At 65.7% G+C, this 26,312-nt stretch carries 26 protein-coding genes; 12 read left to right on the plus strand and 14 right to left on the minus strand.

The window, feature by feature from the left end:
- Positions 1-14 precede the first annotated feature (14 nt).
- The gene (gene flgM, locus AVTE2539_RS24445; RefSeq protein ID WP_284414697.1) at positions 15-350 is read left to right on the plus strand and encodes a flagellar biosynthesis anti-sigma factor FlgM; all 336 of its coding nucleotides are present in this window, start codon (positions 15-17) and stop codon (positions 348-350) included.
- 42 nt (positions 351-392) lie between these two features.
- Entirely contained in the window at positions 393-755 is a 363-nt protein-coding gene (locus tag AVTE2539_RS24450) for a hypothetical protein (protein ID WP_284402624.1), read from the plus strand.
- Positions 756-878: 123 nt separating this feature from the next.
- Here the strand turns inward: AVTE2539_RS24450 and AVTE2539_RS24455 are convergent, their stop codons facing one another.
- The 9 genes from AVTE2539_RS24455 to motA form a co-directional block, all read right to left on the minus strand.
- Positions 879-1,595, minus strand: a complete 717-nt coding sequence (locus AVTE2539_RS24455) for an RNA polymerase sigma factor FliA (protein ID WP_284414699.1) — start codon at positions 1,593-1,595, stop codon at positions 879-881.
- A 4-nt stretch (positions 1,596-1,599) separates the two neighbouring features.
- Complete coding sequence (locus tag AVTE2539_RS24460; protein WP_284414701.1) at positions 1,600-2,397, minus strand: hypothetical protein; 798 nt, start codon at positions 2,395-2,397, stop codon at positions 1,600-1,602.
- Entirely contained in the window at positions 2,390-3,916 is a 1,527-nt protein-coding gene (flhF, locus tag AVTE2539_RS24465) for a flagellar biosynthesis GTPase FlhF (protein ID WP_284414703.1), read from the minus strand. The genes AVTE2539_RS24460 and flhF overlap by 8 nt, the downstream gene beginning before the upstream one ends.
- Positions 3,913-5,994, minus strand: a complete 2,082-nt coding sequence (gene flhA / locus AVTE2539_RS24470) for a flagellar biosynthesis protein FlhA (RefSeq protein WP_284414705.1) — start codon at positions 5,992-5,994, stop codon at positions 3,913-3,915. Before flhA ends, flhF begins: the two co-directional genes overlap by 4 nt.
- Positions 5,991-7,145 carry an EscU/YscU/HrcU family type III secretion system export apparatus switch protein gene (locus AVTE2539_RS24475; RefSeq protein WP_272569821.1) on the minus strand — a complete coding sequence of 385 codons (1,155 nt, stop codon included), beginning with the start codon at positions 7,143-7,145 and terminating at the stop codon, positions 5,991-5,993. Before AVTE2539_RS24475 ends, flhA begins: the two co-directional genes overlap by 4 nt.
- Positions 7,146-7,408: 263 nt before the next feature.
- A complete protein-coding gene (locus AVTE2539_RS24480) occupies positions 7,409-8,038 on the minus strand; it encodes a protein phosphatase CheZ (RefSeq protein ID WP_272565428.1) in 630 nt (209 codons plus the stop codon).
- A gap of 2 nt (positions 8,039-8,040) precedes the next feature.
- Positions 8,041-8,427: a chemotaxis response regulator CheY gene (gene cheY / locus AVTE2539_RS24485; RefSeq protein ID WP_092745669.1), complete on the minus strand. Its 387-nt coding sequence runs from the start codon at positions 8,425-8,427 to the stop codon at positions 8,041-8,043.
- A gap of 66 nt (positions 8,428-8,493) precedes the next feature.
- Positions 8,494-9,432 (minus strand): flagellar motor protein MotB, encoded by a 939-nt coding sequence (gene motB, locus AVTE2539_RS24490; protein ID WP_284402630.1) that lies wholly within the window; start codon positions 9,430-9,432, stop codon positions 8,494-8,496.
- Positions 9,433-9,447: 15 nt separating this feature from the next.
- Positions 9,448-10,308 carry a flagellar motor stator protein MotA gene (motA, locus tag AVTE2539_RS24495; protein WP_272565425.1) on the minus strand — a complete coding sequence of 287 codons (861 nt, stop codon included), beginning with the start codon at positions 10,306-10,308 and terminating at the stop codon, positions 9,448-9,450.
- A gap of 249 nt (positions 10,309-10,557) precedes the next feature.
- On the opposite strand from motA, the gene AVTE2539_RS24500 reads away from it, so the two are divergent.
- The 10 genes from AVTE2539_RS24500 (at position 10,558) to AVTE2539_RS24545 (ending at position 21,230) form a co-directional block, all read left to right on the plus strand.
- Positions 10,558-12,234, plus strand: a complete 1,677-nt coding sequence (locus AVTE2539_RS24500; protein ID WP_284414707.1) for an O-linked N-acetylglucosamine transferase, SPINDLY family protein — start codon at positions 10,558-10,560, stop codon at positions 12,232-12,234.
- The gene (locus tag AVTE2539_RS24505) at positions 12,231-13,382 is read left to right on the plus strand and encodes a DegT/DnrJ/EryC1/StrS family aminotransferase (RefSeq protein WP_284414709.1); all 1,152 of its coding nucleotides are present in this window, start codon (positions 12,231-12,233) and stop codon (positions 13,380-13,382) included. The genes AVTE2539_RS24500 and AVTE2539_RS24505 overlap by 4 nt, the downstream gene beginning before the upstream one ends.
- Before the next feature lie 128 nt (positions 13,383-13,510).
- Positions 13,511-14,641: an aromatic ring-hydroxylating oxygenase subunit alpha gene (locus AVTE2539_RS24510; protein ID WP_284414711.1), complete on the plus strand. Its 1,131-nt coding sequence runs from the start codon at positions 13,511-13,513 to the stop codon at positions 14,639-14,641.
- Positions 14,638-15,408, plus strand: a complete 771-nt coding sequence (gene rfbF / locus AVTE2539_RS24515) for a glucose-1-phosphate cytidylyltransferase (RefSeq protein WP_284414714.1) — start codon at positions 14,638-14,640, stop codon at positions 15,406-15,408. Before AVTE2539_RS24510 ends, rfbF begins: the two co-directional genes overlap by 4 nt.
- A complete protein-coding gene (gene rfbG, locus AVTE2539_RS24520; RefSeq protein ID WP_284414716.1) occupies positions 15,402-16,490 on the plus strand; it encodes a CDP-glucose 4,6-dehydratase in 1,089 nt (362 codons plus the stop codon). The genes rfbF and rfbG overlap by 7 nt, the downstream gene beginning before the upstream one ends.
- Before the next feature lie 6 nt (positions 16,491-16,496).
- Positions 16,497-17,813: a lipopolysaccharide biosynthesis protein RfbH gene (rfbH, locus tag AVTE2539_RS24525; protein WP_284414718.1), complete on the plus strand. Its 1,317-nt coding sequence runs from the start codon at positions 16,497-16,499 to the stop codon at positions 17,811-17,813.
- Between the two features lie 8 nt (positions 17,814-17,821).
- A complete protein-coding gene (locus AVTE2539_RS24530) occupies positions 17,822-18,388 on the plus strand; it encodes a dTDP-4-dehydrorhamnose 3,5-epimerase family protein (protein ID WP_284414720.1) in 567 nt (188 codons plus the stop codon).
- The gene (locus AVTE2539_RS24535) at positions 18,378-19,268 is read left to right on the plus strand and encodes an NAD-dependent epimerase/dehydratase family protein (RefSeq protein ID WP_284407491.1); all 891 of its coding nucleotides are present in this window, start codon (positions 18,378-18,380) and stop codon (positions 19,266-19,268) included. Before AVTE2539_RS24530 ends, AVTE2539_RS24535 begins: the two co-directional genes overlap by 11 nt.
- Positions 19,246-20,187: an SDR family oxidoreductase gene (locus tag AVTE2539_RS24540; protein WP_284414722.1), complete on the plus strand. Its 942-nt coding sequence runs from the start codon at positions 19,246-19,248 to the stop codon at positions 20,185-20,187. The genes AVTE2539_RS24535 and AVTE2539_RS24540 overlap by 23 nt, the downstream gene beginning before the upstream one ends.
- Positions 20,184-21,230, plus strand: coding sequence for an oxidoreductase (locus AVTE2539_RS24545; protein ID WP_284414724.1), 1,047 nt, complete (start codon positions 20,184-20,186; stop codon positions 21,228-21,230). Before AVTE2539_RS24540 ends, AVTE2539_RS24545 begins: the two co-directional genes overlap by 4 nt.
- 15 nt (positions 21,231-21,245) lie before the next feature.
- On the opposite strand, the gene AVTE2539_RS24550 is transcribed toward AVTE2539_RS24545, so the two are convergent.
- From AVTE2539_RS24550 to AVTE2539_RS24570, 5 genes are read right to left on the minus strand one after another with little or no spacing between them, the layout of a single operon-like run.
- Positions 21,246-22,493, minus strand: a complete 1,248-nt coding sequence (locus tag AVTE2539_RS24550; protein ID WP_284414726.1) for a WavE lipopolysaccharide synthesis family protein — start codon at positions 22,491-22,493, stop codon at positions 21,246-21,248.
- 48 nt (positions 22,494-22,541) lie between these two features.
- Complete coding sequence (locus tag AVTE2539_RS24555; protein ID WP_284414728.1) at positions 22,542-23,780, minus strand: FkbM family methyltransferase; 1,239 nt, start codon at positions 23,778-23,780, stop codon at positions 22,542-22,544.
- A 46-nt stretch (positions 23,781-23,826) separates the two neighbouring features.
- Positions 23,827-24,492 (minus strand): NeuD/PglB/VioB family sugar acetyltransferase, encoded by a 666-nt coding sequence (locus AVTE2539_RS24560; protein ID WP_284402647.1) that lies wholly within the window; start codon positions 24,490-24,492, stop codon positions 23,827-23,829.
- 9 nt (positions 24,493-24,501) lie between these two features.
- Positions 24,502-25,269, minus strand: a complete 768-nt coding sequence (locus tag AVTE2539_RS24565; RefSeq protein ID WP_284414730.1) for an SDR family NAD(P)-dependent oxidoreductase — start codon at positions 25,267-25,269, stop codon at positions 24,502-24,504.
- Between the two features lie 4 nt (positions 25,270-25,273).
- Entirely contained in the window at positions 25,274-26,311 is a 1,038-nt protein-coding gene (locus AVTE2539_RS24570) for a ketoacyl-ACP synthase III (RefSeq protein ID WP_284407485.1), read from the minus strand.
- Position 26,312: the final 1 nt, after the last annotated feature.

Raw genomic sequence — 26,312 nt, forward strand, 5'->3', positions numbered from 1 at the left:
GGTGGGAGAGAGCGATGAAGATAGGTCAGAACCCCGAAATAGCCAATGCAGTGTCGCAAGCCGCCACTGCTGCCAAGCAGGCCAAGGCCCCTGCGGTCGCCGCCGAAACGGCAGCCAAGAGCGCCGCGCCCGCTGCTGCTGCGGCCGCTGGCGTGCCTGTCACGTTTTCCAGCGCCGCCCGCGGACTCGAAGCCAACGGCCGGGCCAGCACCGATTTCGATGCCAACAAGGTGAAGGCCGTGCGCGCCGCCATCGAAAAGGGCACGTTCACGGTGGACGCCGATGCGATCGCGGACAAGCTGCTGTCCAATGCGCAGGAAATCATCTCCCACACCAGCAACAGCCACTGACCCCGGGTTTCCTGCAGGGGTTGATCGGCACAGGATCCACCCATGCAACTCGAAACCACGCTGTCTGAAGTCGAATCCCGGTTGAAAGACGTCGGTGCCGCCCTGCTGGAAACCGACGCGCTCGCGGTAGAACGTACCGCCCCCCTGTTGCGCCAGGCCGCTCTCGATCTGTCCCAGGCGCTCCAGAAAATCCCCCGCCCCACCGAATTGCCGGCCGACATCCAGCGCCGCATCCAGGCCCTGCGCAGCCAGTTGTCCCAGCAGCGTGAACAATTGGCACGCCTGTCCGCTTTGACCGAGCGCCAGGTGGCGACCCTGCTGCCGCCCCAGGAGGCTGCGACCTACGGAAACGGTGCTCCGGCACGATCGGGCGGCGCCGCACGGATCTACCGGTCGCAGGGCTGATCCCGCCCGGCTTCCCCTTCGCTCCTGGCAAAAGCCAGTCCCCCAAAGCAAAAAGGCCGCATCTGCATGCGGCCTTTTTCGTTGGCTCCAGGGGATGAGCCCGTTGGGGGCCACGGCGCTCCGCTAGTGGCTGCGCATCTTGGCGCGCAGCCGGGCGATGGACTGGCTGTGCAGCTGGCAGATGCGCGATTCGGTCACTCCCAGCACGGCCGCGATCTCCTTCAGGTTCATGTCGTGCTCGTAGTACATGCCCATGATGTGCTGCTCGCGCTCCGGCAGGCTCTTGATGGCGGCCACCAGCGAGGCCTTGAGCCGCTGGTCGCGCAGCATGGCCATCGGATCGGCTTCGCCATCGGCCACGTGTCGGTCGAGGAAGCTGTCGTCGCCGTCGTCGCCCCGCGTCATGTCTTCCAGGTAGACCAACTGCGTGCCGCGCACCTTGCCCAGCAGCGTCTGGTATTCGCCCAGGCTCAGGTCCAGCTCGGCGGCGATTTCTGACTCGAGCGGACTGCGGCCGAGTTTCTGCTCCAGCCGGTGGACGGCGTGTTCGATTTCCTTCTGACTCTTGCGCGAACTGCGGGACATCCAGTCGCCCTCGCGCAGTTCGTCGAGCATGGCGCCGCGGATGCGCTGGGTGGCGAAGGTCTCGAACTGCACGCCCTGCGCCACCTCGTAGCGCGACAGCGCCTCGCTCAAGCCCATCATGCCCACCTGGATGAGGTCGTCCAGCTCCACGTTGGGCGGGAGCTTGGCGATCATGTGGTGCGCAATCCGGCGAACCAGCGGCACGTGCTGGCGGATCAGCGCATCGCGGTCGAGCTGTCCTTTGGCGGTGTACATCGGGTCAATGTCTCCGGGCGAAATGCGCAGCCGTCTCCGTCATGCCGAAGGGCGGGGTGGGGGGCGGCGTTGCGGCGCCAATGGTGCACGCGTTTTCCAGCAGTTGCAAGGCCAGGCGCTGCACGTCCTGGGCGTGGTTGGCACGCACCGTGCTGGTCAGGATGCCGCTGCCCAGGTGCCGCTCGGCGCAGCGCTGCAGCGTGTTCAACGCCGCATGCGTCGGGTCGGCCTGGGCCGGCCCGCCCGGCGGCAGGATGGAAGCCACCGAGCAGTGAACGCCGGCGTGCATCGCCATGTGTTTCAGTTGCCGGTAGCTTTGCACCACGCTGTCGGGGCCGCCCTCAGCGATCACCAGGGGGATGGCCGAGGTCGCGCGCACCAGCGGTGCCAGCACCTCGGCGCTGGCGTAGAGCACGAGCAGCGCATAGGTGCGAAATAAGGGTTGCAGCGCCTGCATCGCGGCCGGGCCGTCGGCGGTCTGGCGGGCGAGGCGCTGCATGCCGTAGCCGGCCGGAATCACCGCCAGCGACGAGGCTGCCGGACCGGTTTCGAGCGGAGCGCCGTTCTGCCAGGAGGGCTCGGCGAGCAGGTGGGCCAGGCCCGGCGCGTCGTCGGTTTCGCGGGCGGTGCCGTCCAGCACGGCCACGGGATACCCCAGCCGCTGCAGGCTGGAACACACCTGCCACAGGGTTTCCAACCCGTAGGCGGCGTCGGGCTGCGCCACGACGGACACGACCCGCAGGTCCGACTGCGGCGTGATGCTGTGCAGGCTCGTGGCCTGGTGGAATCCGGTATCAAGCATCGACCAGTCCCCTTTCCGAGGCCAGCTCGGGCGAGTGCGAGAAGAAGAAGTTCAGGTCCGGCGCCTTGGGGTCGAAGGCCGACTTGGCGGGCGAGCGCATCGAGGTGCTGATGAGCTTGTGCGCATCGGCGGCCTCCCAGTCCTCAGGCACGCGCTGGCCGTTGGTCACGCCGCGCAGCACCATCTGGTGGCGGATCAGGGCGTCGATCGAAGGGCCGAGCTTCACGGCTTCGTCCACCTTGGACAGGATGGCCTGCTGCGAGCCGGCGGTCTTGAAGGCGCTGAGCACGTCGTCCAGCGTGTCGCCATGGCAGCCGGCGTTCAGCACCAGCAGGCGGTTGACGTTGGGCAGGTCCAGCACATCCAGCATGTCGCGCTTGCGCGGGTCGCGCGGGGCGACGCCGGTGGTGTCGATGAGCACCATCTTCTTGCCGCCCAGCAGGCCGAGCAGGTCCTGCAGTGCGGCGCGGTCGTGCGCCAGGTGGGCCACGACGCCCAGCATGCGGCCATAGGTGCGCAGCTGCTCGTGGGCGCCGACGCGGTACGTGTCCAGGGTGATGAGGCCGACGCTGCCCGGGCCGTGGATGCGGGCGCACAGGGCGGCGAGCTTGGCCGTGGTGGTGGTCTTGCCCACGCCGGTGGAGCCCACCATGGCGTAGATGCCGCCTTCTTCATACAGGGGGCGGGCGTGCGCGTCGGTCTTCAGGTTGCGCTCCAGCACTTCCATGAGCCAGCGCACCGCATCGCCTGCGCCCAGTTCCTCGGGCAGGCGCTCCAGCACGGCGCGGGCCAGCGACGGCGAGTAGCCGGCGCGGATGAGCTTGAGCATCAGGTTCGACTGGATCGGGTTCTGCCGGGCCTGGCCGAGCCAGGCCAGGGTGTTGAAGCGGTCCTCGATGAGGTCCTTCATGGACTGCAGCTCGCTCATCAGGTTCTGCTGGCCGGCGGCGGGGGCCAGCGAGGGCACGGGCACCTGCACGCGGCGCGGGGCCACGGGCTCGGGGGCGACGTCCATCGGAATGGAGCGCAGCGGGTTGTGGCGCACCACGGGCGCGGCGGCCGGTGCGGGCATGCGTTCGCGCTCGCGGTCCGGCGCGCGTTCGCGGCTGCGCTCGTTGATCGAAGGGGCCTCGGCCGTGCCGGTCAGGGCTTCGTGGCGGCGGCGCAGCATGCGCTCGCGCACGTAGTCCTGGAACGACAGCGTGCTCATGGCCAGCTGCTCGGTGTCCTGCGCCACCGCATTGCGCTGGGGCTCGGCCCGGGCCGCGGCGGCTGCGGGGCGGGCCAGGGTGCGCGCGGGGCTGGCGGCCATGTCGGAGGCGCGCTCCTGCAGGCGGCTCGGCGCGGCTTGCTCGGGCGCGTTTTCCAGGCTGGACAGCGTGTCTTCCGCCGTGGCCATGACTTCCACGCCATTGGCGGTGGGGCGGTTGGACAGGATGAGGGTGCCGTCCCCGAAGGCCATGCGCGCCTTGGCCAGGGCCTCACGCGAGGTGGGGGCGGTGAAGCGTTTGATGTTCATGCGGATGCACCTTTGAGGATCGGGCCAATGCGGATGGTGTGGGTTTCAGGGATCTCGCTGTGGGCGAGCACCTGCAGCCGGGGCGCGACGCGGCGCACCAGGCGGGAAATGGCGTTGCGGATGGCGTCGGGCACCAGCAGGCAGGCGGGCATGCCCAGTTCTTCCTGCTTCATGGCGACTTCGGCGGCCTTCTGCGTGAGGATGTCGGCCACGCCCGGGTCCAGCGAAGGACCCGCGTTGTTGCTCAGGGCCTGCACCAGCAGGCGCTCCAGGCCGGGTTCGATGGCGATCACGTTCAGTTCGCGCGTCGGGCCGTAGATCTGCTGCACGATGGCGGGCGACAGCGCGATGCGCACGCGGCGGGCCAGTTCCACCGGGTCGGTGGTGGCGCCGGCATGTTCGGCCAGCGTCTCGATGATGGTGCGGATGTCGCGGATGTGCACAGACTCTTCCAGCAGCAGCTGGAGGACTTTCTGGAACGTTGCGATCGACACCATTTTGGGAACCACTTCCTCGATGAGCTTGGGGGCCAGTTTTGCCACGTGTTCCACGAGTTGCTGGGTTTCGGTGCGACTCAGGAGCTTGGCGGCTTGAACTTGCATCAAGTGTGACAAATGCGTCGCCATCACGGTTTCTGAATCAACGACCGTAAAACCCGCCATTTGTGCCGCTTCCTTCTGGTGTTCGTCGATCCAGTGGGCGGGCAGGCCGAATGCGGGGTCGGTCGTGGGCGTGCCGATCAGGGGGGTGGTGATGCCGCCGGGGTTGATCGCCAGGTGCATGCCGGGGAAGGCCTCGCCTTCGCCCACCACCACGCCGCGCAGGGTGATGCGGTAGGCGCTGGGCTTGAGTTCCAGGTTGTCGCGCACGTGCACGGCCGGCGGCAGGAAACCCACTTCCTGCGCGAACTTGCGGCGCACGCCCTTGATGCGGGTGAGCAGGTCGCCCTGGCGGTTCTTGTCCACCAGCGTGATGAGGCGGTAGCCCAGCTCCAGGCCCAGCAGGTCCACGGGCTGCAGGTCGTCCCAGCTGGCTTCGCCGTCGTGCGCGGGCGGGGGCGCTTCCACCACCGGCTGCGGGGCGTTGGCGCGCTTCATCAGCGTCCAGGCGGCGTAGCCCAAGCCTGAGCCCATGATGAGGAACACGGCGTGCGGCATGCCCGGGATCAGTCCCAGCAGGATCAGGATGCCGGCCGTCACGCCCAGCACGCGGGGCGACATGAAGAGCTGTTGCACGATCTGGTGCCCCATGTCCTCTTCCTTGCCCACGCGCGAGATCACCATGGCCGCGGCCACCGAGATCAGCAGGCCCGGGATCTGCGCCACCAGCGCATCGCCGACGGCCAGCAGGATGTAGCTGTTGGCCGCCTGGCCGGCCGACAGGTCGTGCTGCAGCATGCCGATGGCGAAGCCGCCGACGATGTTGATCAGCAGGATCAGGATGCCGGCGACCGCATCGCCGCGCACGAACTTCGAGGCGCCGTCCATCGAGCCGAAGAAGTTGGCCTCTTCCGCCACTTCCAGGCGCCGGCGCTTGGCTTCCTTCTCGTCGATGAGGCCGGCATTCAGGTCGGCGTCCACCGCCATCTGCTTGCCGGGCATGGCGTCCAGGGTGAAGCGGGCCGACACTTCGGCGATCCGCTCGGCGCCCTTGGTCACCACCACGAAGTTGATCACCACCAGGATGGCGAACACGATCAGGCCGACGGCGAAGTTGCCGCCGATCAGGAAGTGGCCGAAGGCCTCGATCACCGCACCCGCCGCGCCCGGGCCGGTGTGGCCTTCCAGCAGCACCACGCGGGTGGAGGCCACGTTGAGAGACAGCCGCATCAGCGTGGTCAGCAGCAGCACCGAGGGAAACGCCGCGAAGTCCAGCGGCCGCAGCATGTAGGCCGCCACCATCATCACCATCAGCGCGACGGCGATGTTCAGCGTAAAGAAGGTGTCCAGCAGCCAGGCGGGGATGGGCAGCACCATCAGCGCCAGGATGGCCACCACCAGCAGCGGGGCGGACATGCCCTGCACGGCCGAGGCGTTGGTGCCGGCCCACTGCCGGACGGATTTCATGGAGGGCGTCATGGGGCGGTCCCTGCGTCGGTGGTGCGGTTCAGCGGATCAAGCTCGGGCGGCACGAACGGGTCGGGCTGGGCCTCGGGCATGCGGCCTTCGCCGCGCATCGCGGCCTTGAGGCGGTACACGTAGGCCAGCACCTGCGCCACGGCGGCGTACAGCGTGGCGGGAATGGCCTGGTCCAGCTCGGCATGCGCGTAGAGCGCGCGGGCCAGCATGGGCGACTGCAGCACCGGCACCGAATGCTGCGTGGCCATTTCGCGGATCTTGAAGGCCAGCAGGTCGGTGCCCTTGGAGATCACCTGCGGGGCGCTCATCGTGCCTTCTTCGTACTTGAGGGCCACGGCATAGTGGGTCGGGTTCATCACCACGAAGTCGGCCTTGGGCACGGCGGCGATGCTGGCGCGGTCGGCGATCTCGCGGGCGCGCTGGCGCTGGCGGCTCTTGGTCTCGGGGCTGCCCTCGGATTCCTTGTGCTCCTGCTTGATTTCCTCGTGCGACATCTTCTGGCGCGACTTGAAGAAGAACGCCTGCAGCGGCACGTCGACGACCGCCGCGAGAAACACCACCAGCAGCATGAGGCTCACGCCCGAGGTCATCCATTCGCCCACCCAGCGCAGAGCCACCGGCGAGGGCTGCAGCACCAGCATGGACAGCTTCTGGATGCTGTTGCCCAGGAAATTCCAGGCCACGGCGGTGATCACGCCGGTCATGAGCACCATCTTGCCCACGTTGACCAGCTGCTGTTTGGACACCAGGTTGGTGAACCCCGAGATCGGGTTCAGCCGGCTGAACTGGGGCGTGATGGGCTGGAAGCTGAACACCCAGCCGCCGGCGCCGATGGCGCTGACCACGGCTGCGGCGCTGGTGAGAACGGCGAAGACGAGGCTGGCGACCACGCCGATCAGAGCCATCTGGTGCAGCCGGGTGACCATGCTGCCCGTGGCCTGCACCGTGGCGGCGTTGAACACCAGCTGTTCGCGCACGGCCAGCTGCAGGTGTTCGGTCAGCATGGGCGCCAGCACGAGGACGCTGCAGGCGCCCATGCCGAGGACGGCGATGTGGGACAGGTCCCGCGAGCGCGCAGCCTGGCCGTCCTTGCGCGCTTTCTGGAGCTTGTGCTCTGTCGCGGGGAGGTCTTTGTCTTGGCTGGAGTCCATGGTGGCATGACGGCTGGTGGTCATGCCATTGTCGTGAGCGCCCCGGAAACCTAAAGCGCGAATAGACGGCTTGTCGGGCGGCTATTCAGGATGGCGGCCGGTGGGGTGGGCCGGCAGGGGCGGGGCGTCACGCACGCCGTTGCATCAAAATTGATAGCAATATGCCCTAGTACTTATTGCTATTGCATGCCAAAAGGCCATGAAATCACATGTGGATATGCAGGGGGCGCTCCTTTTTCAGGAGCGCCAGCGCCCGCGCGCCATCAGAAGCCCAGGCTGGCCAGCAGATCGTCCACTTGCGACTGGTCGGTGACCACATCGGGCGTGCCTTCGGGATCGACCACCGGGCCGGCCAGGTGTTCGCGGCGCGCTTCCACCACTGGGGCGACCTGCGCCTGCGCGGCCGGGGGGGCGGTCTGGATGAGCAACTGCACCAGCTGCTCTTCGATCGTGGCCGCCAGGTTGACCACACGGGCGATCACCTGGCCGGTGAGGTCGTGGAAGTCCTGCGCCATCATGATTTCGGTCAGGTGGCCGTCGGCTTCCTTGGTGACGCGTTCCACGTCGTGCAGGAAGTTCATGATCTCGCCCTTGGCGACGGCCGCCACGGGGTCCTTGACCAGCGAGGAGACGACGCGGCGGGTTTCCTCGGCGATGAAGTCGTGCTGGGCCTTGGCCTGCTCCACCCGGCTCAATACCTTCTCCGCCGCTTCGCCCGTGAGGCGCGCGATGTAGGAAAGTCGGCTTTGCGCATCGGGCAACTCGCCCATCGTGCCGCGCAGCTTGTCGGCGTAGCCGAGTTCGTTCAGCGAGTCGTGCAGCTGGCGGGTCAGCTGGCCGATCTTGTTGTGAACGGCGCCGGCTTCCGGAAGGTTGTTGTCCGAGGTATCCATGATCACAGGCCCATTTTCTTGAGGATCAGGGTGACTTTCTCTTCCAGCGTGGCCTTGGTGAACGGCTTGACGATGTAGCCGGCTGCCCCGTTCTGGGCGGCTGCCACGATGTCTTCCTTGCGGGCTTCCGCCGTCACCATCAGCACAGGCAGGTGCTTGAGCTTGTCGTCCTTCTTGATTTCAGCCAGCAGCTGGAATCCGTTCATGTTGGGCATGTTGATGTCGGTGACGACGAAATCGAACTTGCTGTTGCGCAGTTTGTTCAGCGCCACCACGCCGTCTTCCGCCTCGTCGGCATCGGCGAAGCCGCTTTCCTTGAGCAGGTTGCGCACGATGCGTCGCATGGTGGAGAAGTCGTCAACGATCAAAAAGCGGAGTGCAGTGGTCACGTGGGACCCTTTCGGTCGGAAATTGCAGTGTGTATTGTCATGGGCCGCAGGTTTGGTGACAAGACGTTACGGCCGAGGGGCGGATGCCGGATTCTCGCGCTTTTCGGCGGTGAACTCCGTGGAAGTGATGGTGGCAGATTTCTTTCCGAGCAGCCGTTCCTCGGCTTCCTGGGTCAAAACCGTGATCGTGATGCGCCGGTTGGCGGGCGCGCGCGGCTCCTTGGGTTCCAGCAAATCGCTGGCCGCCAGCCCGACAACGCGGCCCAGCTTGGCATCCGGCATGCCGGCGGCCACGAGTTCGCGGCGCGAGGCGTTGGCCCGGTCGGCCGACAGTTCCCAATTGCTGTAGCCGCGGTCGCCGTTGCCGTAGGGCGTCGCGTCGGTGTGGCCCGCCAAACTGATGCGGTTTTGCACGCCGCCGAGCGCGGTTCCGATTTCTCGAAGAATGTCGCGCATGTAGGGTTTTACCAACGCACTGCCGCTGTCGAACATGGGCCGGTTCTGGTCGTCCACGATCTGGATCTGCAGGCCATCGGGCGTCACATCCATGCGGATCTGCGAGCGATATTCATTCAGCTTGGGCGTTTCGGTGATCAGCGCGTCGATTTTGGCCTGCAGCGCCTTGATGCGCATCTCGTCCTGGCGGGCGCGCTCTGCGCGTGCGGCTTCGAGGTTGGCGCGGCGGTTCGTCGACGTCTCCGAGTCGGAGCGCCGCACCTGTCCGTGCACCTTGGACAGGTCGTTGCCGCCGCCGGGAATCACGCTGGAGCTGTTGCCCGCGCCGTCGCCCCCCTGCATGGCCACCTTCAGCGGCGAGTTGAAGTAGGCGGCAATGCCCTGCAGTTCGCCCTTGGCGGTGGAGCCCAGCAGCCACATCAGCAGGAAGAACGCCATCATGGCCGTCACGAAGTCGGCATAGGCGATCTTCCAGGCGCCGCCATGCACGGCATGGCCGCCCTTCTTGACGCGCTTGATGATGATCGGCTGGAGTTTCTTGTCGGCCATGGTGGCGTCTTCAGCCTACTTCTTGCCCTTCACGTGGCTTTCCAGCTCGGAAAAGCTCGGTCGGTCGGTGGAGAACAGGACCTTGCGGCCGAATTCGATCGCGGTGGCGGGGTTGTAGCCCTGCATGCTGGCCAAAAGCGTGGTCTTGATGCACTGCAGTTCCTTGGCGGCATCTTCCAGCTTCTGCTCGACCAGGCCGCCCAGCGGTTCCACCACGCCATAGGCCAGCAAGATCCCAAGGAAGGTGCCGACCAGCGCCGAGCCGATCATGCCGCCCAGCACCGAAGGCGGCTGGCCCACCGAGCCCATGGTGTTCACCACACCGAGCACGGCCGCGATGATCCCGAAGGCGGGCAGGGCGCCGGCCAGGCGGGCCAGCGCTGCCACGGGGGCATGTGCTTCCTGGTGGTGGGTTTCGATCTCGCTGTCCATCAGCGCCTCGATCTCGTGGGCGTTCAGGTTGCCGGACACCATCATGCGCAGGTAATCGGTCATGAACTCGATCACATGGTGGTCGTTGCCGACCGTGGGGTATTTCTTGAAGATTTCCGACTCGTGGGGCGTCTCGACATCCTTTTCGATGGCCATCAGCCCTTCCTTGCGGGCTTTTTGCAGGATGTCGTAGAGCATGGCCATCAGTTCCATGTACCGCGCCTTGGTGTACTTGGACCCCTTGAGCGCCATGGGCAGCGCCTTCAGCGTGGACTTGAGCACCTTCGGCTGGTTATTCACCACGAACGCGCCCAGCGCGCCGCCGAAGATCGTGATCATCTCGAACGGGAGCGCTTTGATGATCACGCTCACATTCCCGCCGTGCACCACGTACACGCCGAAAATGCACCCGAGACAGACCAGGTAACCGATGATTACAAACATGGGGCCATTCTGTCAGAGTCTTTTTGAAGCGCAAAAACGGAAATGCAGGCGGGATACACCCCAATTCGTTCCCCTTGACAAGTCCCGTTGCCCTGTTGGTGAAACCGGCCGCCCACCGCCAAAACAGGCGGGCAAACCATGGTTTATTGGGGCCACCGCAGGCTCCGCGAGCCCCTAAGATGGACCCCAGCCGTTTCGATCCACTGCCCTGATCCAACCCTTCCCCATTGCCTGCCGCCGATGTGCTCCATGCCCACTTCCACCGACGACGCCGATGTGCAAGAGCATGCCGAGCTGCTGATCGCGCTCTTCCAGGCCGAGCAGTGCCTGGCGCAGCAGGACCTGATGGGTGCCCTGACGAAATTCGCGACCGCCCTGGCGTTCGATCCGCAGCGTGCGGACGTGTGGATGCATGTCGGGCGCACCTACCTCAAGATGGAAAACTGGGCGCAGGCCATTCCGGCGCTGGAGACCGCCCTGAACCTGCAGCCCGGCATGCCGGATGCGCAGCATGGCCTGTCGTTCGCGCTGTTCAACCTGGGCCGGCATGCCGAAGCGTTGCAAATGATCGACGATGTGTGTCGCCGCGGCAACAATCCGGCCATGTGGGTGATGCGCGCCTTCCTGCATGACCAGATCGAGGGCAATCCCGTCAAGACGCTGGAGGTCTACCGGGACTGGGGCCGGCGCTACGCCGATCCGCTGACGCGCAAGGCCGCTGCGCTCGTGGTGGCCGATCGGCGGCCGAAGAAGCGCCTCAAGGTCGGCTACGTCACGGCCGACTTCCGGGAGCACTCCATCGCATTCTTCATGCTGCCCGTGCTGCGCCACCACGACCCTCAGGAGGTCGAGGTGCATGTGTATTCGGGCGGGCGGCGAGACGGCATCACCGATGCCCTGCAGCAATGCGTGCCCCATTGGCACGAGATGATCCATCTGTCCGACGACGAGCTGTACACGCTCATCCGCTCGCACGGCATCGACGTGCTGGTGGACCTGTCGGGCCACACCGCCGGCAACCGCCTGCTGGTCTTCGCGCGCCGCGCAGCGCCCGTGCAGGTGACGTGGCTCGGATTCATGAGCCCGCTGGGCATGAAGGCCATGGACTACCGCCTGACGGATGTTGGCATCACCCCGCCGGGACATGAAGTCTTCTACAGCGAGCGGCTCTTTCGCCTGGCCTGCATGGCGAGCTACGCGCCGCCCACCTATGCGCCGCTGTGCGAAGAGCCGCCGATGCTGCGCAACGGCTACCCCACGCTCATCTCGCTGAACAATTCCGCCAAGGTCACGGACCGCATGCTGGGCGTCTGGGGCCGCATCCTGCAGGCACGCACCGATGCGCGCCTCGTCATCATGGTGAAGGAGCGGTCTGCCGAGGCCGCGCAGGCCAACATGCAGATGCGGGTCGAGGCACAGGGCCTGCCGCTGGACCGGGTGTTCGTGATGCACCAGCAACCGCTCAACCAGTTCATGGAACTGGGGCATATCGCCGACGTGGCGCTCGACACGGCCCCGATCTCCGGCGGCACCACCACGCTGCATGCCCTCTGGATGGGGCTGCCGATCGTGGCGCTGGACGCCGAGCGCGGTGTGGACGCGAGCACCGCGCGCACGCTGCAGGGCGTGGGCTATCCCGATTGGGTGGCGCGCAGTGACGACCAATACGTCGAGCGGGCCCTGGCGTTCATGGCCGATCCGGAAACCCTGGCCCGCCTGCGCCACGAAACACGGCAACGCGTTTCCGCCTGCGCACTCATGGACTATGCCGCCCGCACGGCCGAGCTGGAAAAGGCGTTCCGGCTCATGTGGCTCAACTACCTGGAAGGCCGTGACCGTTTCCTGGATGTGTTCGCCGATGCGGAGCCGGTCCTGGCACGCCTGGACGGTGGCGAGAAGCGTGTGCACGGCACGCCCTCCGTATGACCGCCGGCGCTCCCACCGATCCCATTCCTCTGCTGGTGCCGGATGTGCCGGACCCGCTGTCCCTCCTGCCCTATCTGCAGCGCATGCATTCCGCGCGCTATTACTCCAACGGCGGCCCCCTGGTGCGCGAACTGGAGGACCGCTTCGCCGAGCGCTTCGGCCTGGGCGCAGAACAGGTCACGACCGTGGCAAGCGCCACCCTGGGCCTGGAGCTGGTGCTGCAATCGCTGGGGCTGCGTGCCGGCTCCCGGGTGCTCATGCCCACCTTCACGTTCGCAGCCACGGCGACGGCCGTGCTGCGCGCCGGCCACGTGCCGGTACTCTGCGATGTGGATGCCGACAGCTGGCTGCTGACGCCCGACATCGCGCGCGCGGCCCATGCCACCGATGCCGTCGATGCCGTCCTGCCCGTGGCGGCCCTCGGCATGCCGCACGACATGACGGCCTGGCAACGCTTCGAGGACGAAACGGGCCTTCCGGTGGTGATCGATGCGGCAGCCGGCTTTGGCAGCCAGTGGCTGGCAGGCGCTTCTGGCACGCTCGTGTTCAGTCTCCATGCCACCAAGTCGCTGCCGGCGGGAGAGGGCGGTTTCGTGGTCTCGTCCCGTCCCGGGTTGGCGGCGCGAGTGCGTCAACTGGCCAATTTCGGCATCAACCTCGACCCGGCCAGCCACCTGCCGGTCGGCGCCCTGGCTGCGGTGGGAACGAACGCCAAAATGAGCGAGTTGCACGCTGCCGTGGCGCTGGCATCGCTCGCTTGCTGGGAGCAGGGCGCGCAGGTCCGGCGCGCGTTGCAGCGGGAAATGCAGGATGCCCTTGCACGCGCGGCGGACGGCCGGATTGCATGGCAGATGGCGGGCCCGGCCGGTGCCATTGCAGCACCGACGCTGTTGTGTGCACGGATGCCCGACGCTGCCTGCCGGGGACGGCTCGAGGCACTGTGTGCCGCGCAGGGCATCGCGACGCGTCGCTGGTACCAGCCTCTCATGCACCGCATGGAAGCCCTGTTGCCCTTCTGTACGCTATTGCCCACGCCCCAAGCGGATGCGCTCGCCGAGACCCTGATCGGTCTGCCGTTCTTTCCGAAGATGGATCCTGCGCAGATGCAGCGGCTCACCCGTGTGATGGAGCAGGCAATGCGCAGCTAGGAAGGGGCCCATTTCAGATCACTGTAGAGACAATGGGCTGTACGAGCCGCCGCTGGCTCGGCAGGCCCCAGACCGGTACCGAACTCGGGGCCGCGGTCCTTGCAACATCCATCCATAAGAGTCGATCCATGCCGACCAGTGTCGTTTCCCCCCACTTCTATCGAGATCCCGATCACCACGCCCGCGAACTGGAGGGGCTGTTCCGCGAAAGCTGGGTTTTCGTCTGCATGCGCTTCGAACTCGACGGTCTCGTGCACCGCGGTGTGCAGGTGGGCGGGGTGTCGTTGTTGCTCCAGTGTGACAGCCAGGGGCGGCCGCGTGCTTTCCTCAATGTCTGCTCCCACCGGCATGCCCAGTTGTGCGAATCGGGCACGCACCGCGGGCCTGCGCGCTGCCCCTACCATGGCTGGGTGTACGACCGGGAGGGCGTTCCGGTCGGCATCCCGGCGAAACACTGCTTTCCCGAGGTGGTGGCCGAACCTGCCCGCTTTCGCCTGCAGGAATTCAACTGCGAGGCGGTGGGGCAGTTCGTATTCGTCCGTATTTCCGAAGGCGGCCCGGCACTGCGCGAGTATCTGGGCGAGCAATACGCCTTTCTCGAGCGTGCCAGCGAGGGAATGCAAGGCTTGCTGGACGAGTTCCGAGAGCCGGTGGACGCCAACTGGAAAATCGTGATCGAAAATGCCCTCGAGGGGTATCACGTCCCTGCCGTGCATTCGCGCACCTTCATGCAGGTCGACGGCATGGACCGGGCCGAAACGGCACCCCGCTTCTTCCTCGAGGATCGCCTGCACAGCCACCTAGAGCATGCCGCCGATGCGCAGTGGGTAGCGCGGTTCGCCCGCATGGAGAGCAAGATCGGGCAGTGGCCCTGGCGCTTCGCGCATTACACCCACCACCATATTTTTCCGAACCTGACTGTTACGTCGTTCATGGGTTACAGCTTCCATGTCCAGTCGTTCGAGCCGACCACGTCTCGCCAGACCTCGGTTCACTCGAGGACTGTGGGCGTGGAGTTCACCGGGACCACGCCTGCCGGCGCCAAGATGATGGAACACATCCATGCCGACGGCCACGCCTTCACGCGCAAGGTGTTCGCGGAAGACGGTGGTATTTGCATTAAGGTGCAGGCGGGCGTCGATCAGGCGCAGCGCCCGGCCCTCGTGGGCGCCGGGATCGAGGACCGGGTGGCGCATTTCCAGGCGGCCTATGCCCGGGCGCTTCAGGGCTCCGAAACATCGATGGGCGGAAAAGCATGAAGGCCATCATCCTGGCGGGGGGGCTGGGTTCCCGCCTGAGCGAGGAGACGCAGCAAAAGCCCAAACCCATGGTGGAGATCGGCGGCCGCCCGATTCTCTGGCACATCATGAAGATGTATTCGCACCATGGCATCCATGACTTCGTGGTGTGCTGCGGCTACAAGGGCTACGTGATCAAGGAGTACTTCGCGAACTATTTCCTGCACATGTCCGATGTGACGTTCGATCTGGTGAACAACCGCATGGACGTTCACGAGCGGTATGCCGAACCCTGGCGGGTGACCCTGGTGGACACCGGCGATGCCACCCAGACGGGTGGCCGCCTGCGCCGTGTGCGGCGCTACGTGAGCGAGGACGAGGCCTTCTGCTTCACCTATGGCGACGGGGTGGGCGACATCGACATCACGGCACTCATCCGGTTCCACAGGGCGCATGGACGGCAGGCCACGCTCACCTCCACCCGGCAACCCGGCCGCTTCGGCGCGCTGGACATGGAGGGCGACCGCGTGCTGTCGTTCCGCGAAAAGCCCGATGGCGGCGGCGGCATGGTCAACGGCGGGTTCTTCGTGCTGTCTCCTGCCGTTTTCGATCTGATCGACTCCGACGAGACGGTGTGGGAAGGCCCTCCGCTCGAGGCGTTGGCGCGGTCTGGGCAGTTGCGGGCCTATCGGCACGAAGGCTTCTGGCAACCCATGGATACGCTGCGGGACAAGAACTATCTCGAACAGCTTTGGCAGGGGGGCCATGCGCCCTGGAAGTCATGGTGAGCGGTCCCGACAGCAGTTTTTGGTCCGGACGCAAGGTGTTCGTCACGGGCCACACAGGCTTCAAAGGCACCTGGCTGTCGCTCTGGCTGCAGCGTTTGGGCGCGCAGGTGACGGGGTATGCGCTGGAGGCGGACTCCATGCCCGCGATGTTCGCGCTGACCCGGGCCGCGCGAGGCATGCATTCGGTCATCGGCGATGTGCGGGATGCGGCGTTGCTTGCGGGCGCGCTGGAAGCGGCGGCGCCGGAGATCGTGATCCACATGGCTGCACAGCCCCTGGTGCGCAAGTCCTACGCCGATCCGGTCGGCACCTATTTGACCAACGTCATGGGTACCGTGCACCTTCTGGACGCCGTCCGTCGCGTGCCGTCGGTGCGCGCGGTGGTGGTGGTGACGAGCGACAAATGCTATGAGAACCGCGAGTGGCCCTGGGGCTATCGCGAGGACGACGCGTTGGGCGGGTTCGACCCTTACAGCAACAGCAAGGCATGCACCGAGCTGGTGGCCGCCTGTTACCGCGACTCGTTTTTCGCCCCGGCAAGGCACGCGGATCACGGTGTGGCGCTAGCCACGGCGCGGGCGGGCAATGTGATCGGCGGCGGTGACTGGTCCCGCGACCGGCTGATTCCGGACTTCCTGCGAGCCGCCTGCGGCGGCGATCCGCTGGACGTGCGCAATCCCGCTGCCGTACGGCCATGGCAACATGTGCTGGAGCCCCTGGCCGGGTACCTCCAATTGGCGCAGAGACTCGTCGAGAAGGGTCCGGTGGCATCGGGCGCCTGGAATTTCGGGCCCGCCGAGCAGGACGTGCGAAGCGTCGGCGACGTCATTCGTCAATTGGCTGCCGCGTGGCCTTGCCCTGTCGAATGCCGCTTCGCGGCCGGGCCCGAGGGCGTGCACGAGGCGCAGATGCTTCGGCTCGACAGCAGCAAGGCCTGCTCTCTGTTGGGCTGGGGGCCTCGGTGGTCGCTGGCGCAGGCCGTGGAGAGCATTGCCCAATGGCATTCCGCACACGCTCGCGGCGAAGACATGCGCCAGGTGACCGAGCGTCAGATCGAATCGTATTGCGCCGCTGAGCGCTGAAATTCTATGGACAAGTTGCACCACATTCGCGAGCAGATCGCCGCGCTCGTTGGCGAATACGCGGCCCACGCGTATCGCGCCCAGCCATTCCTGCCGGGCGCCACGGCCATTCCACCCTCCGGTAAGGTGATCGGGGAGGCCGAACTGCAGAACATGGTGGCTGCGTCGCTCGACGGATGGCTGACCACGGGGCGTTTCAACGATGCGTTCGAAAAGCGCCTACGCGAGTACCTCGGGGTGCGCCATGCGCTCACGACGAACAGCGGCTCGTCCGCGAATCTGCTCGCCTTCTCGGCGCTCACGTCTCCTGCATTGGGCCAGAGGGCCATCCGCCCGGGCGACGAGGTGATCGGTGTGGCGGCGGGGTTCCCCACCACCGTCAATCCCATCCTGCAGAATGGCGCGGTGCCGGTTTTCGTGGATGTGGAGCTCGGCACGTACAACATCGATGTCGCGCTGATCGAAGCTGCGATCTCGCCGCGCACCAAGGCCATCATGCTGGCCCACACCCTCGGCAATCCCTACAACCTGGAAGCGGTGCAAGCGCTGTGCCGCAAGCATGGACTGTGGCTCATCGAGGATTGCTGCGACGCCCTGGGGTCCACTTACGACGGACGGCTGGTAGGCACCTTCGGTGATATCGGAACCCTGAGCTTCTATCCGGCCCACCACATCACCATGGGCGAAGGCGGCGCCGTCTTCACCAACGACGATGAACTGGCACGCATCGTCACGTCATTCCGCGACTGGGGGCGGGACTGCTATTGCGGGCCCGGCAAGGACAACACCTGCGGAAAGCGGTATGGCTGGCAACTGGGCGATCTGCCGCCAGGCTACGACCACAAGTACACGTATTCGCACGTCGGCTACAACCTCAAGATCACCGACATGCAGGCGGCCTGTGCCCTGGCGCAGATGGACCGGTTGCCCGGTTTCATCGCGGCACGGCAGCGCAATTTCGAGCATCTCGCTGGCCGGCTGAAAAGCTGCGAGGAGTTCCTGGTGCTTCCCCAGGCCACGGAGAATTCGCAGCCTTCGTGGTTCGGATTCCCGCTCACGCTGCGCGAAGCGGCCGGTACCCGCCGCGTCGATCTGCTGGAGTACCTGGAGCAGAGCCGCATCGGCACGCGGCTGCTGTTCGCCGGCAACCTGACCCGGCAGCCTTCGATGCAGGGACAGACGTACCGGGTGGCCAGCAGCCTGGCGAATACGGACACGGTCATGGAGCACACGTTCTGGCTGGGCATCTACCCCGGATTGAGCGAGGCCATGATCGACTTTGTGGCCGATCGCATCGAAACCTATTTCGGCGTCAACTTCTAGCACCCACCATGCGCTTCGAAGAAAGCCCTCTGCCGGGCTGCTACCTGATCCAGCCCGAAGTGCGGCCCGACGAGCGCGGGCGATTCGTGAAGACCTTCAGCCGCGAGGCGTTCCTTGCCCGGGGGCTCTACTGCGACTGGGTGGAGAGTTTCTACAGCGTATCGCGGCGTGGCGTGCTGCGCGGGCTGCACTTTCAGTTGCCGCCGCACCACCATGCCAAGCTGGTGCATTGCAGCCACGGCCGCCTCTTCGATGTGGTGGTCGATCTGCGCCGAGGCTCGCCGACACAGGGTCGCTTTGCCACCTTCGAGCTGGACGCCGAGCTTGGCAACCAGGTCTACATTCCGGCGGGGTGTGCCCACGGCTGCTATGCAATGACCGAGGGCGCGACCATCGTCTATCACGTCACCTCGGCCCACGCACCTCGGCATGATGCCGGCATCCGCTGGGACTCTGCCGGCATTCCCTGGCCCGATGACCATCCTGTGCTGTCGGTGCGTGACCGCGAGCATCCGCGGATGGAGGATTTCGCCAGCCCCTTCGAGATGCCGGAAGGGCCACCAAATGACCACTGAGCGGCATGTATTCCTGACGGGAGGGACGGGGTTCATCGGCCGACACGTGCTGGCATCCCTGCTGGAGGCGGGCCATCGCGTCACCGTCCTGAGGCATCCGGCCGACGCGCCTGCATCGGTGCATCCTCGCCTTGTGTGGCTCAGCCGCGCCATGGACCAGTTGGCGCCCGCCGATCTGGCCGGGGCGGACGTGCTGATGCACCTGGCGTCGCCGGGCGTCCCGCCGCAGCAGGCCGACTGGCAGGCCCTGTTCTACTGGAACGTCACCGTTTTGCTGCAACTGCTCGATACGGCGCGTGCCGCTGGCGTGAAGCGGTCGGTCTTGGCGGGCACTTTCGCGGAATACGGTCGCAGCGCGGATGCCTTCGACTTCATTCCGGCCAGCGCACCGCTGGCACCCGCGTATGGCTACGCGGCATCCAAGGCCGCAGGTTTCCAGGCTGCGCATGCGCACGCGATCGAACACGCCATGGAGTTGTGCTACCTGCGGATCTTCTCGGTCTTCGGCGAAGGCCAGTACGCCGGGAACTTCTGGCCGGCATTGCGTCTGGCCGCATCGCAGGGCCTTGATTTTTCGATGACACCCGGTGCGCAGGTGCGCGACTACGTCCCCGTGGAGGCGGTCGCCCGGGCATTCCGGCATGCGGCTGAGCGCGGTGACGTCGAGGCGGGCAGGCCCTGGGTGCGCAATGTGGGATCGGGCTCGCCGGTATCGATGCAGGATTTCGCGCAGCACTGGTGGTCTGTCTGGAAGGCGCCGGGCCGACTGCTCGTCGGCGCCCTGCCGTACCGGCCCAACGAGGTGATGCGCTGCGTCCCCGAAATGGCTGCCGACCTGTTCTTGTCTGGATCTGAACATGAGGGGCGACGATTTGCGTGAATTCAACGAACTGTCCGCCCTGGAGGGCTCGCGCATCCTGATCACGGGTGCCGGCGGAATGCTCGGGCAGGCTTTCACCCGCCACTTGGCTGAGCAGGTACCCACTGCCCTGGTCGCGGCCCTCGACCGCCACGCGTTCGATGTGCGCCAGCGCGAGCAGGCCCAGGCCTTGCGCGCTTGGCGGCCCGATATCGTGATCCATTGCGCCGTGTGTTCCGACGTCAACTGGTGCGAGGACCATGCGGACGCGGCGGCGCAGGTGCAGATCGAAGGAACCCGCCACGTGGTCGAGCTGGCCCGCGAATGCGGGGCCCGTTTTTTTTACCCGCAGACCTTCCTGATCTACGACGGAAGCCAGACAGTGGACGAGGCCACGCCCCCCCGTCCTTTGAGCGTGTACGGACGGCTCAAGCTGGAGGCGGAGCAGATCGTGCTGGAGGCATCGCCGCAGGCGCTCACTGTGCGCATGGGCGGGTTTTTCGGAGAGCATGCGCGCGACAAGAATTTCGTCGGCAAGCTGATTCCGCACCTCGCGGGACTGCTGCGCTCCGGCGTGGACCGCATGGAGATCGGTGACCGCATCTGGCAGCCCACGCTCACGGACGATCTGGCCTACAACAGCCTGCTGTTGCTGGCGCGCGGCGAGACGGGCCGGTTCTGCATGGCTTCCCATGGGCAAGCCTCTTTCTTCGAACTGGCGCGGGAGATCGTGCTCCGATTGGGGCTGGATCGCCGCATCGAGATCGCGCGTGTTCCTGCGGAAACCATGGCCCGCAAGGAAAAAGCCGTGCGCCCCGATGCGGTGGTGATGCGCAACGCTGCGCTGAAGGCCCGCGGGCTGGATCGTCAGCGCACATGGCAGGACAGTCTGGCCGCCTATCTCGACCACCCTTATTTCACTGGAATGTTCGCCCCATGAGCCTGCAACTGCTGAGCCCCTTCGTTCACCACGACATGTTCGGTCCCATGCGCAACCGTGTGGCCATGGCCGCCATGACGCGTGGTTTTGCCGATGCGCAGCACCGCTGCACGGACGAAATCGCTGCCTACTACGCACGGCGTGCCGCTGCCGGCGTATCGCTCATCCTGACGGAAGGCATCGTGGTCCATGCTTCGGCGGATGGTTACCGGAACGTGCCCCACCTGCAGAACGACGAGCAGGCCGACAGCTGGATCCCCGCCGTCCGGCAGGTGCAGGAGGCCGGCGGGCGCATCGTGGCGCAACTGTGGCATTGCGGGCGGATCTCGCACCCGGACTTCACTGGCGGCATGGCGCCGGTCAGTTCCACCGATCGGCCAGCGGCCGGCATCAACCGCCAGAATGGCCAGCCCTACGGGCAGCCCCGTGCGCTGCATGCGTCGGAGATGCCGGCCATCTACCGTCTTTTCGAGGAGGCCGCGCAGCGCGCCCTGAATGCAGGTTTCGACGGCGTGCAGATCCATATGGGACATGGATACCTGATCGACCAGTTCCTGGATGCGCGCATCAATGACCGGACCGATGCCTATGGAGGATCGGTCGAGAACCGTTGCCGCATCGTGCTGGAACTCGTGGAGCGCCTGCTGCCCATTTGCGGCCCCCAGCGACTCATGATCCGCCTCTCGCCTGCGCGGATGATGGGCGGACTGTACGAGTGGCCGGACCTCGACGACATGCTGCAGCATCTCATCCCCCAGCTGGATCGCCTGGGACTGAGGCAACTGGACATCAGTTGCGCGGATGCGCCCTATGCCGAAACTTCCGGAAAAATCGTGCGCCGTGTGCGTCCCCTCTGGCCCCACTTCCTGATGGGGGGCGCTTCGCTGTCCGCTGCGGATGCCGAGCACGAAATCCAGGAGGGGCATCTCGACATGGTCACCTGGGGCCGCGCGCTCCTTGCGAACCCGGACTTCGTGCAAAGGCTGGAGCGTGGAGAAGCCCTCGAGCCCATGACGCCCGAGCGGCGCGCCGTGCTCTATTGAACGGGTCGGGGGCCGTCAGCCGACCCGGCCACTGAAGAATTCGGCGATCGTGAAGCCCTGAGCGCTTTCCTCGTGCGCCTGCCGCATGGCCGAGGGCAGATCGGCGTAGACCTCCCGCCACCAGGCAGGCGTGCCGACGAAGCCCTTGTTGAGGGTCAGATTGAACAGCGGGACGCTCTTGAGCGACAGGACATCGGCGTACTCGTCCATCGGCAGAAGATGGTTCGCGGCGAACCGGTAGCCATCGGCGAGGTCCCGGGCCGGCTCACCCCACTTGCGCGCCAGGCTCTGCCACAGCAGGCATTCGACGGCCGCCTTCTGGATCTGCTGGTAGGGCTCGTCGGTCCGGTGCTGGATCTCGGACGCACCGCGCAGGTCTTCCGGCAGTGCCCACAGCTCGCACATGTCCTGGGTGCGGCTCACGAGAAAACGCTCGGAGAAATGGAAGGGAATCTGCTTCCAGGACGAATGCGCCAGGAAGCCGAACTTCCCCTCGTTCCTGCTGCCATCGTCGAACAGTTCTTCCACCGCCCGGTAGAGCGATCCGGTGACGACCGTATCGCTTCGCATGCGCACCGAGTACGGCACGCCCACTTCGGCCAGATGCCGGGCGCCCGCCTTGGCCGAGCGAATGATGGCATTGCGGCTGTCCACCATGTTCTGGGGCTGGGGAAGCGTGATCACGGCGTCCACCCATGGTCGGCAGGCATCGAGGCTGGCGGCGGACTGGTGATCCCAGGTGACGAAGCACAGATGCGCCTCGGGGCACGCCATTCGCTGCCAGGCCAGTGCCATGGGGGTATAGGGAAACACCGGGCCCTGCACGAAGATGCCGAGCGAAGGCGTTCGCAGGGGCGGTTTGCGCTGCAGGGACAGTCCTTCGAACACCCTGGAGAAAGCCTGGAGCTGGTCGATGTCTCCATGCCGGCCGCTGTGGGTGAGCGCCGGCACGCAGCGGTAGTCGCCCCACAGGTTGCGGATCTGGTTCATGATTTCCGCCGAATGCGCTGCGAAGATCACCAGGAGCACTTCCTCATGCGGTTCCTTCATGAGCGCTTCGGGGCTGCGGACGGGAACGCCATGGATCTGCCTGTCCTGGTGGGCGGTGAACGGGCACACGGTGTATTCCACCGGCAGGCCCAGCAGCGGGTAGTAGTCCGTGAACGCCTGTCCAGCGCCCCAGCCGATCAGCCGGACCTTGGCCGGGTCGATTTCCGGATATTTCAGTAGAACGCGGTCAAGGCCGCCCCGAATCTTGGCCATCCTGCGGTGCCCTCTGGGTAGTGGAGTGAATGCCTCTGGAGAGGCGTTTCAGCGATAGAAATACAGGCAGGTATCCCAGCGATCTTCGGTGTGGTGCTGCAGCCCGATCGAGTAGCCGGGGGCTACGGCATCCACCAGCGCCGGGATGTCCAGCAGGTCGGTCGCGCGGTGATAGGCGGAGATCGCCATCTTGGGCAGGCCGGCGCGGATGGCCGCCTGGGCGCCCCGCAACGCCGGGATCTCGAATCCTTCGATGTCCATCTTGATGAAGGTCGGAGGCGCATCGATGAGATCGTCGATGCGCCGGATGCGCACGGTCTCCAAGGGCGCGCTCGGATCGACGGCGATGCTGCCGCCATGCCCTCCCAGATGGTGGAACGGGGCTTCCGCGTCGTTCTCCCCGACGGCGAAGGGATGCAGCGAAATCCGGGATTCGAGCGCGGTGCCTGCGTAGCCCTGCTGCAGCTTGCGCAGCACCTCGATGTTCAGCCGATCGGGCTCGATCATCCAGGAGTGTTCGATGCGATCGCCCGTGAGGCCCAGCAGCCCGGTCGTGGATTCGCCGATGGAGGCGCCGCAATCGACGAACCTCTCGTGGTCCGAGAATGTCAGCAGGCCCGAGCGGAAGTACAGCGTCGAATAGGGCCTGGCCACAGTGAGATACCACTCGGGATTGCAGCTCAGGTGGAACAGGAGCACGCTGCGCAATGTGCTCACGGAGTGTGCATCCGCAAGCCGCCGCTCCAGCGCCAGGAATTCATCGAACCTGCTGCTGATGGCAGGGGCCCAGTCGGCCGTGCGGTAGTCCACCCGGTCATTCATGCCGAAGAGCCGGGTGACCTGCTCGTGGTTCAAATGGGCGATGCCGTGGCGGGTGCAGAGCCGGTCGAAAAACCGCCTTGAATAATCCGTCCGGCAGCAGTTGATGGCAATGATGTCCGGGTCCTCGCGCAGCATCGCAAGGAAGCGGTCGGTGGAAATGATGTCCACGCCGTAGTAGTCCTCGCCGCTGGCGTGCTTGAAATCATCCACCACGGCCAGGGCCCAGCCTTGGTCGCGGGTTGCACGGATGAAGACTTCCGCGAAGGTCTTAGTTCCCAGCAGGATGAAGCGCGTCCGGTCCCCGCGCCGGGCGAAGATCTCGCGCGCCTGCTCAGGTATGCAGAAATGCGGGTCGCGGCGGTACAGGTCCAGCATGGCGAGCAGTGCTTCATCGAGTTGGAAGCGATCCAGGTTGATGCGGCTGACCAAGGCGTCGGGCGGGAAGGAAGGGGGCAGTGAGGCCATGGTGGGTCGCTCGCGGGGGCATGCGGTGCCGGGGCGCCGGAGACGTTCAACTCCAGGAAAAGCGCCGGGCCGGATTGCCCATGATGGTGATGTTGGGCGGAATGCGGCCATACACCACGCTGCCCGCACCGACCTTGACGTTGTCGCCGATGACCGTGCCGCTGGTGATGACGCAATTGGGATGGATCGACACGAAGTTGCCGATCTTCGCGCCGCCGCCGATGGAGCAGTGGCTGTTGATCTGGCACCAATCCCCGACGCGGACATCGTGCCCGATGACCGTATATTCCTGGACGCACACGAAATCGCCCAGCTGGACATCCACCGAAATGCCGACACGGGGTGCGATGATGCAGCCACGGCCCAGCCGGGCATGCCGCGTCACATGGGCCTGGGGATGCACGACCGTGGCGAAGTCGACGTCGTGGACCGATCGCAGTACCTCGGTGTACTTGTATCTCGCCATCGGATCGCCCAGTGCGGCCATGAAAACGTCGCCATCCACGGGGGTGTAGGTCAGGGGATCGCCCACGATGCCGATCGAGCGCTGCATGCCGTTCAGCGCCGAAGTGCGCGAATCCAGAAAGCCCTTGGGGCGAAACAGCGGGTTGTCGTCTTCGATATACGTCAGGACTTCGCGGCCGAAGCCACCAGCGCCCACGATGAGCAGGTTCCGATGCGGAGCGGACGTATCCGTGGAGGGCGTAGCCATGAGGGGGGATCAACTGATGGTGAGGCCGCCGTCCATCACCAGCGTCGTGCCGGTGATCCATCGGCTGGCCTGGGACAGCAGGAACACGGTGGCATTGGCCACGTCCTCCGGCTGGCCGAAACCGAGCGGGTAGTTGCCTCGCTCCTTTTCCATCGAGCCCACGAGCGTGGCGGTGGCGTCGAGCAATGGCGTTTCAACCAGGGCGGGCGAGAGGCAGTTGGCCCGGATGCCCCGCTTGACGACCTCCATCGCGAGGCAGCGCATCATCGCAATCAATGCGGCCTTGGTGCCCGAGTAGGCGGCCACTCCCGGCACACCGATGTGTGCGGCGATCGAGGCGATGAACACCATCGATCCGCCCGGCGCGATCAGGTTGCGCTTGAGTAGGGCCTGCGTCAGCAGCATCGGGGCGTCCACGTTGATGCTCTGCACTTCGCGCAGATGCTGTTCCGTGATCATTCGCACGGGAGACAGGCGAGAAATGCCTGCGCTGTGGACGATGCCGTTCAATGGCACGGAAGCGATCTGCTCCACTAGCGCGGAGCGATCGGTAGGCTGGGTCAGGTCTGCACGCACCACGAGGTGCTCGGCTGCCGGTGCGACGGCTTGCAGTGCCTGCAACGTGCGGGTGAGGCGCTCTTCGTCTCGGCCCACGCCGATGACCTGGGCTCCCATGCGTGCGCAGGCGATGGCGATGGCATGGCCCAGGCCCGAAGTGGCCCCCGTGACGAGGATGCGCTGTCCCTGCAGGTGGAAGGGGGTGGGCGTTGCGTCCATCGGGTCAAGACTCCAGCATGGCCGGGAAGCGTGCCCCTGCAATGTCCAGGATGCACGTGCCCCAGGACAGGCCGATGCCGAAGCCGCTCAGCAGCAGCTTGTGCGTGCCGCTGGCCAGCGTTTCGTTCAGGCGCGCGGTCATGGTGACCGGCAGGGTCGCCCCACTGGTGTTGCCATAGTCGGCCAGCGTCGATGGGACTTTCTCAGGGGGGAGTGCCAGCTTCTTGCGGATGGTTTCATTGATCATCCGGTTGGCCTGATGGAAGACGAAGTAGTCCACATCGTCCTTGGACACGCCTGCATATTGCAGCGTGCGCTCCACGGCCGGAGGAATTTTCTGCGTGGAGAAGCTGAGCACGGCCGGTCCGTCGAGGAGGAGGCGGTCCGGCCATTGCAGTTCCCCGTCCTCGTCGCGTGTGGGGATGCTGTGATGAAAGGCATAGGGCTCCCGATGCCCACCCACCGGTTTGATGATGGCTTTGTAGCCGCTGCCGTCGCTGTTGAGGTCGAAATACATGGGCGCGGCTGAAGGATCGAATTCCAGTGCGGTCGCCGTGCCGGCGTCGGAGAACAGCGGGTCCTTTTCGCTTGCGGAGCGGTCTCCCACCAGCAGCAGGCCCTTTTTCACCGTGCCGGACGCGATCATGCTGCCCAGCAGGTGCAACCCGAACGGGTAGCCAGAGCAGCCGAGATTCACGTCGAACGCGATCGTGGACTGCGACAGCCCGAGCTTGTCCTGCAGGATGATGGCGGTGGAGGGAATGGGATAGTCGGGCGACTGCGTCACGACGATCAGCGCATCCACGTCTTCGCGGGCCCACTGCAGTTCCTGCAGCAGCTTTTCCGTGGCGTCTTGCGCCAGATCGGAAAAGCATTGCCACGACGCGCACAGGCGGCGCTGCTGGATGCCGATGTTGCGAACCAGCCTTTCCCGCTCCGAGCGGATTTTCGGAGGGCAATCCTCGAGGTTGGAAACCACGCGCTTGGGCACGCAGCTCGCCATGCCTGCAAAGCGCACGTTGTGCAGGGTGGACAGGCCCATG

Source organism: Acidovorax sp. SUPP2539 (assembly GCF_030158975.1).
Classification (GTDB): Bacteria; Pseudomonadota; Gammaproteobacteria; order Burkholderiales; family Burkholderiaceae_C; genus Paracidovorax.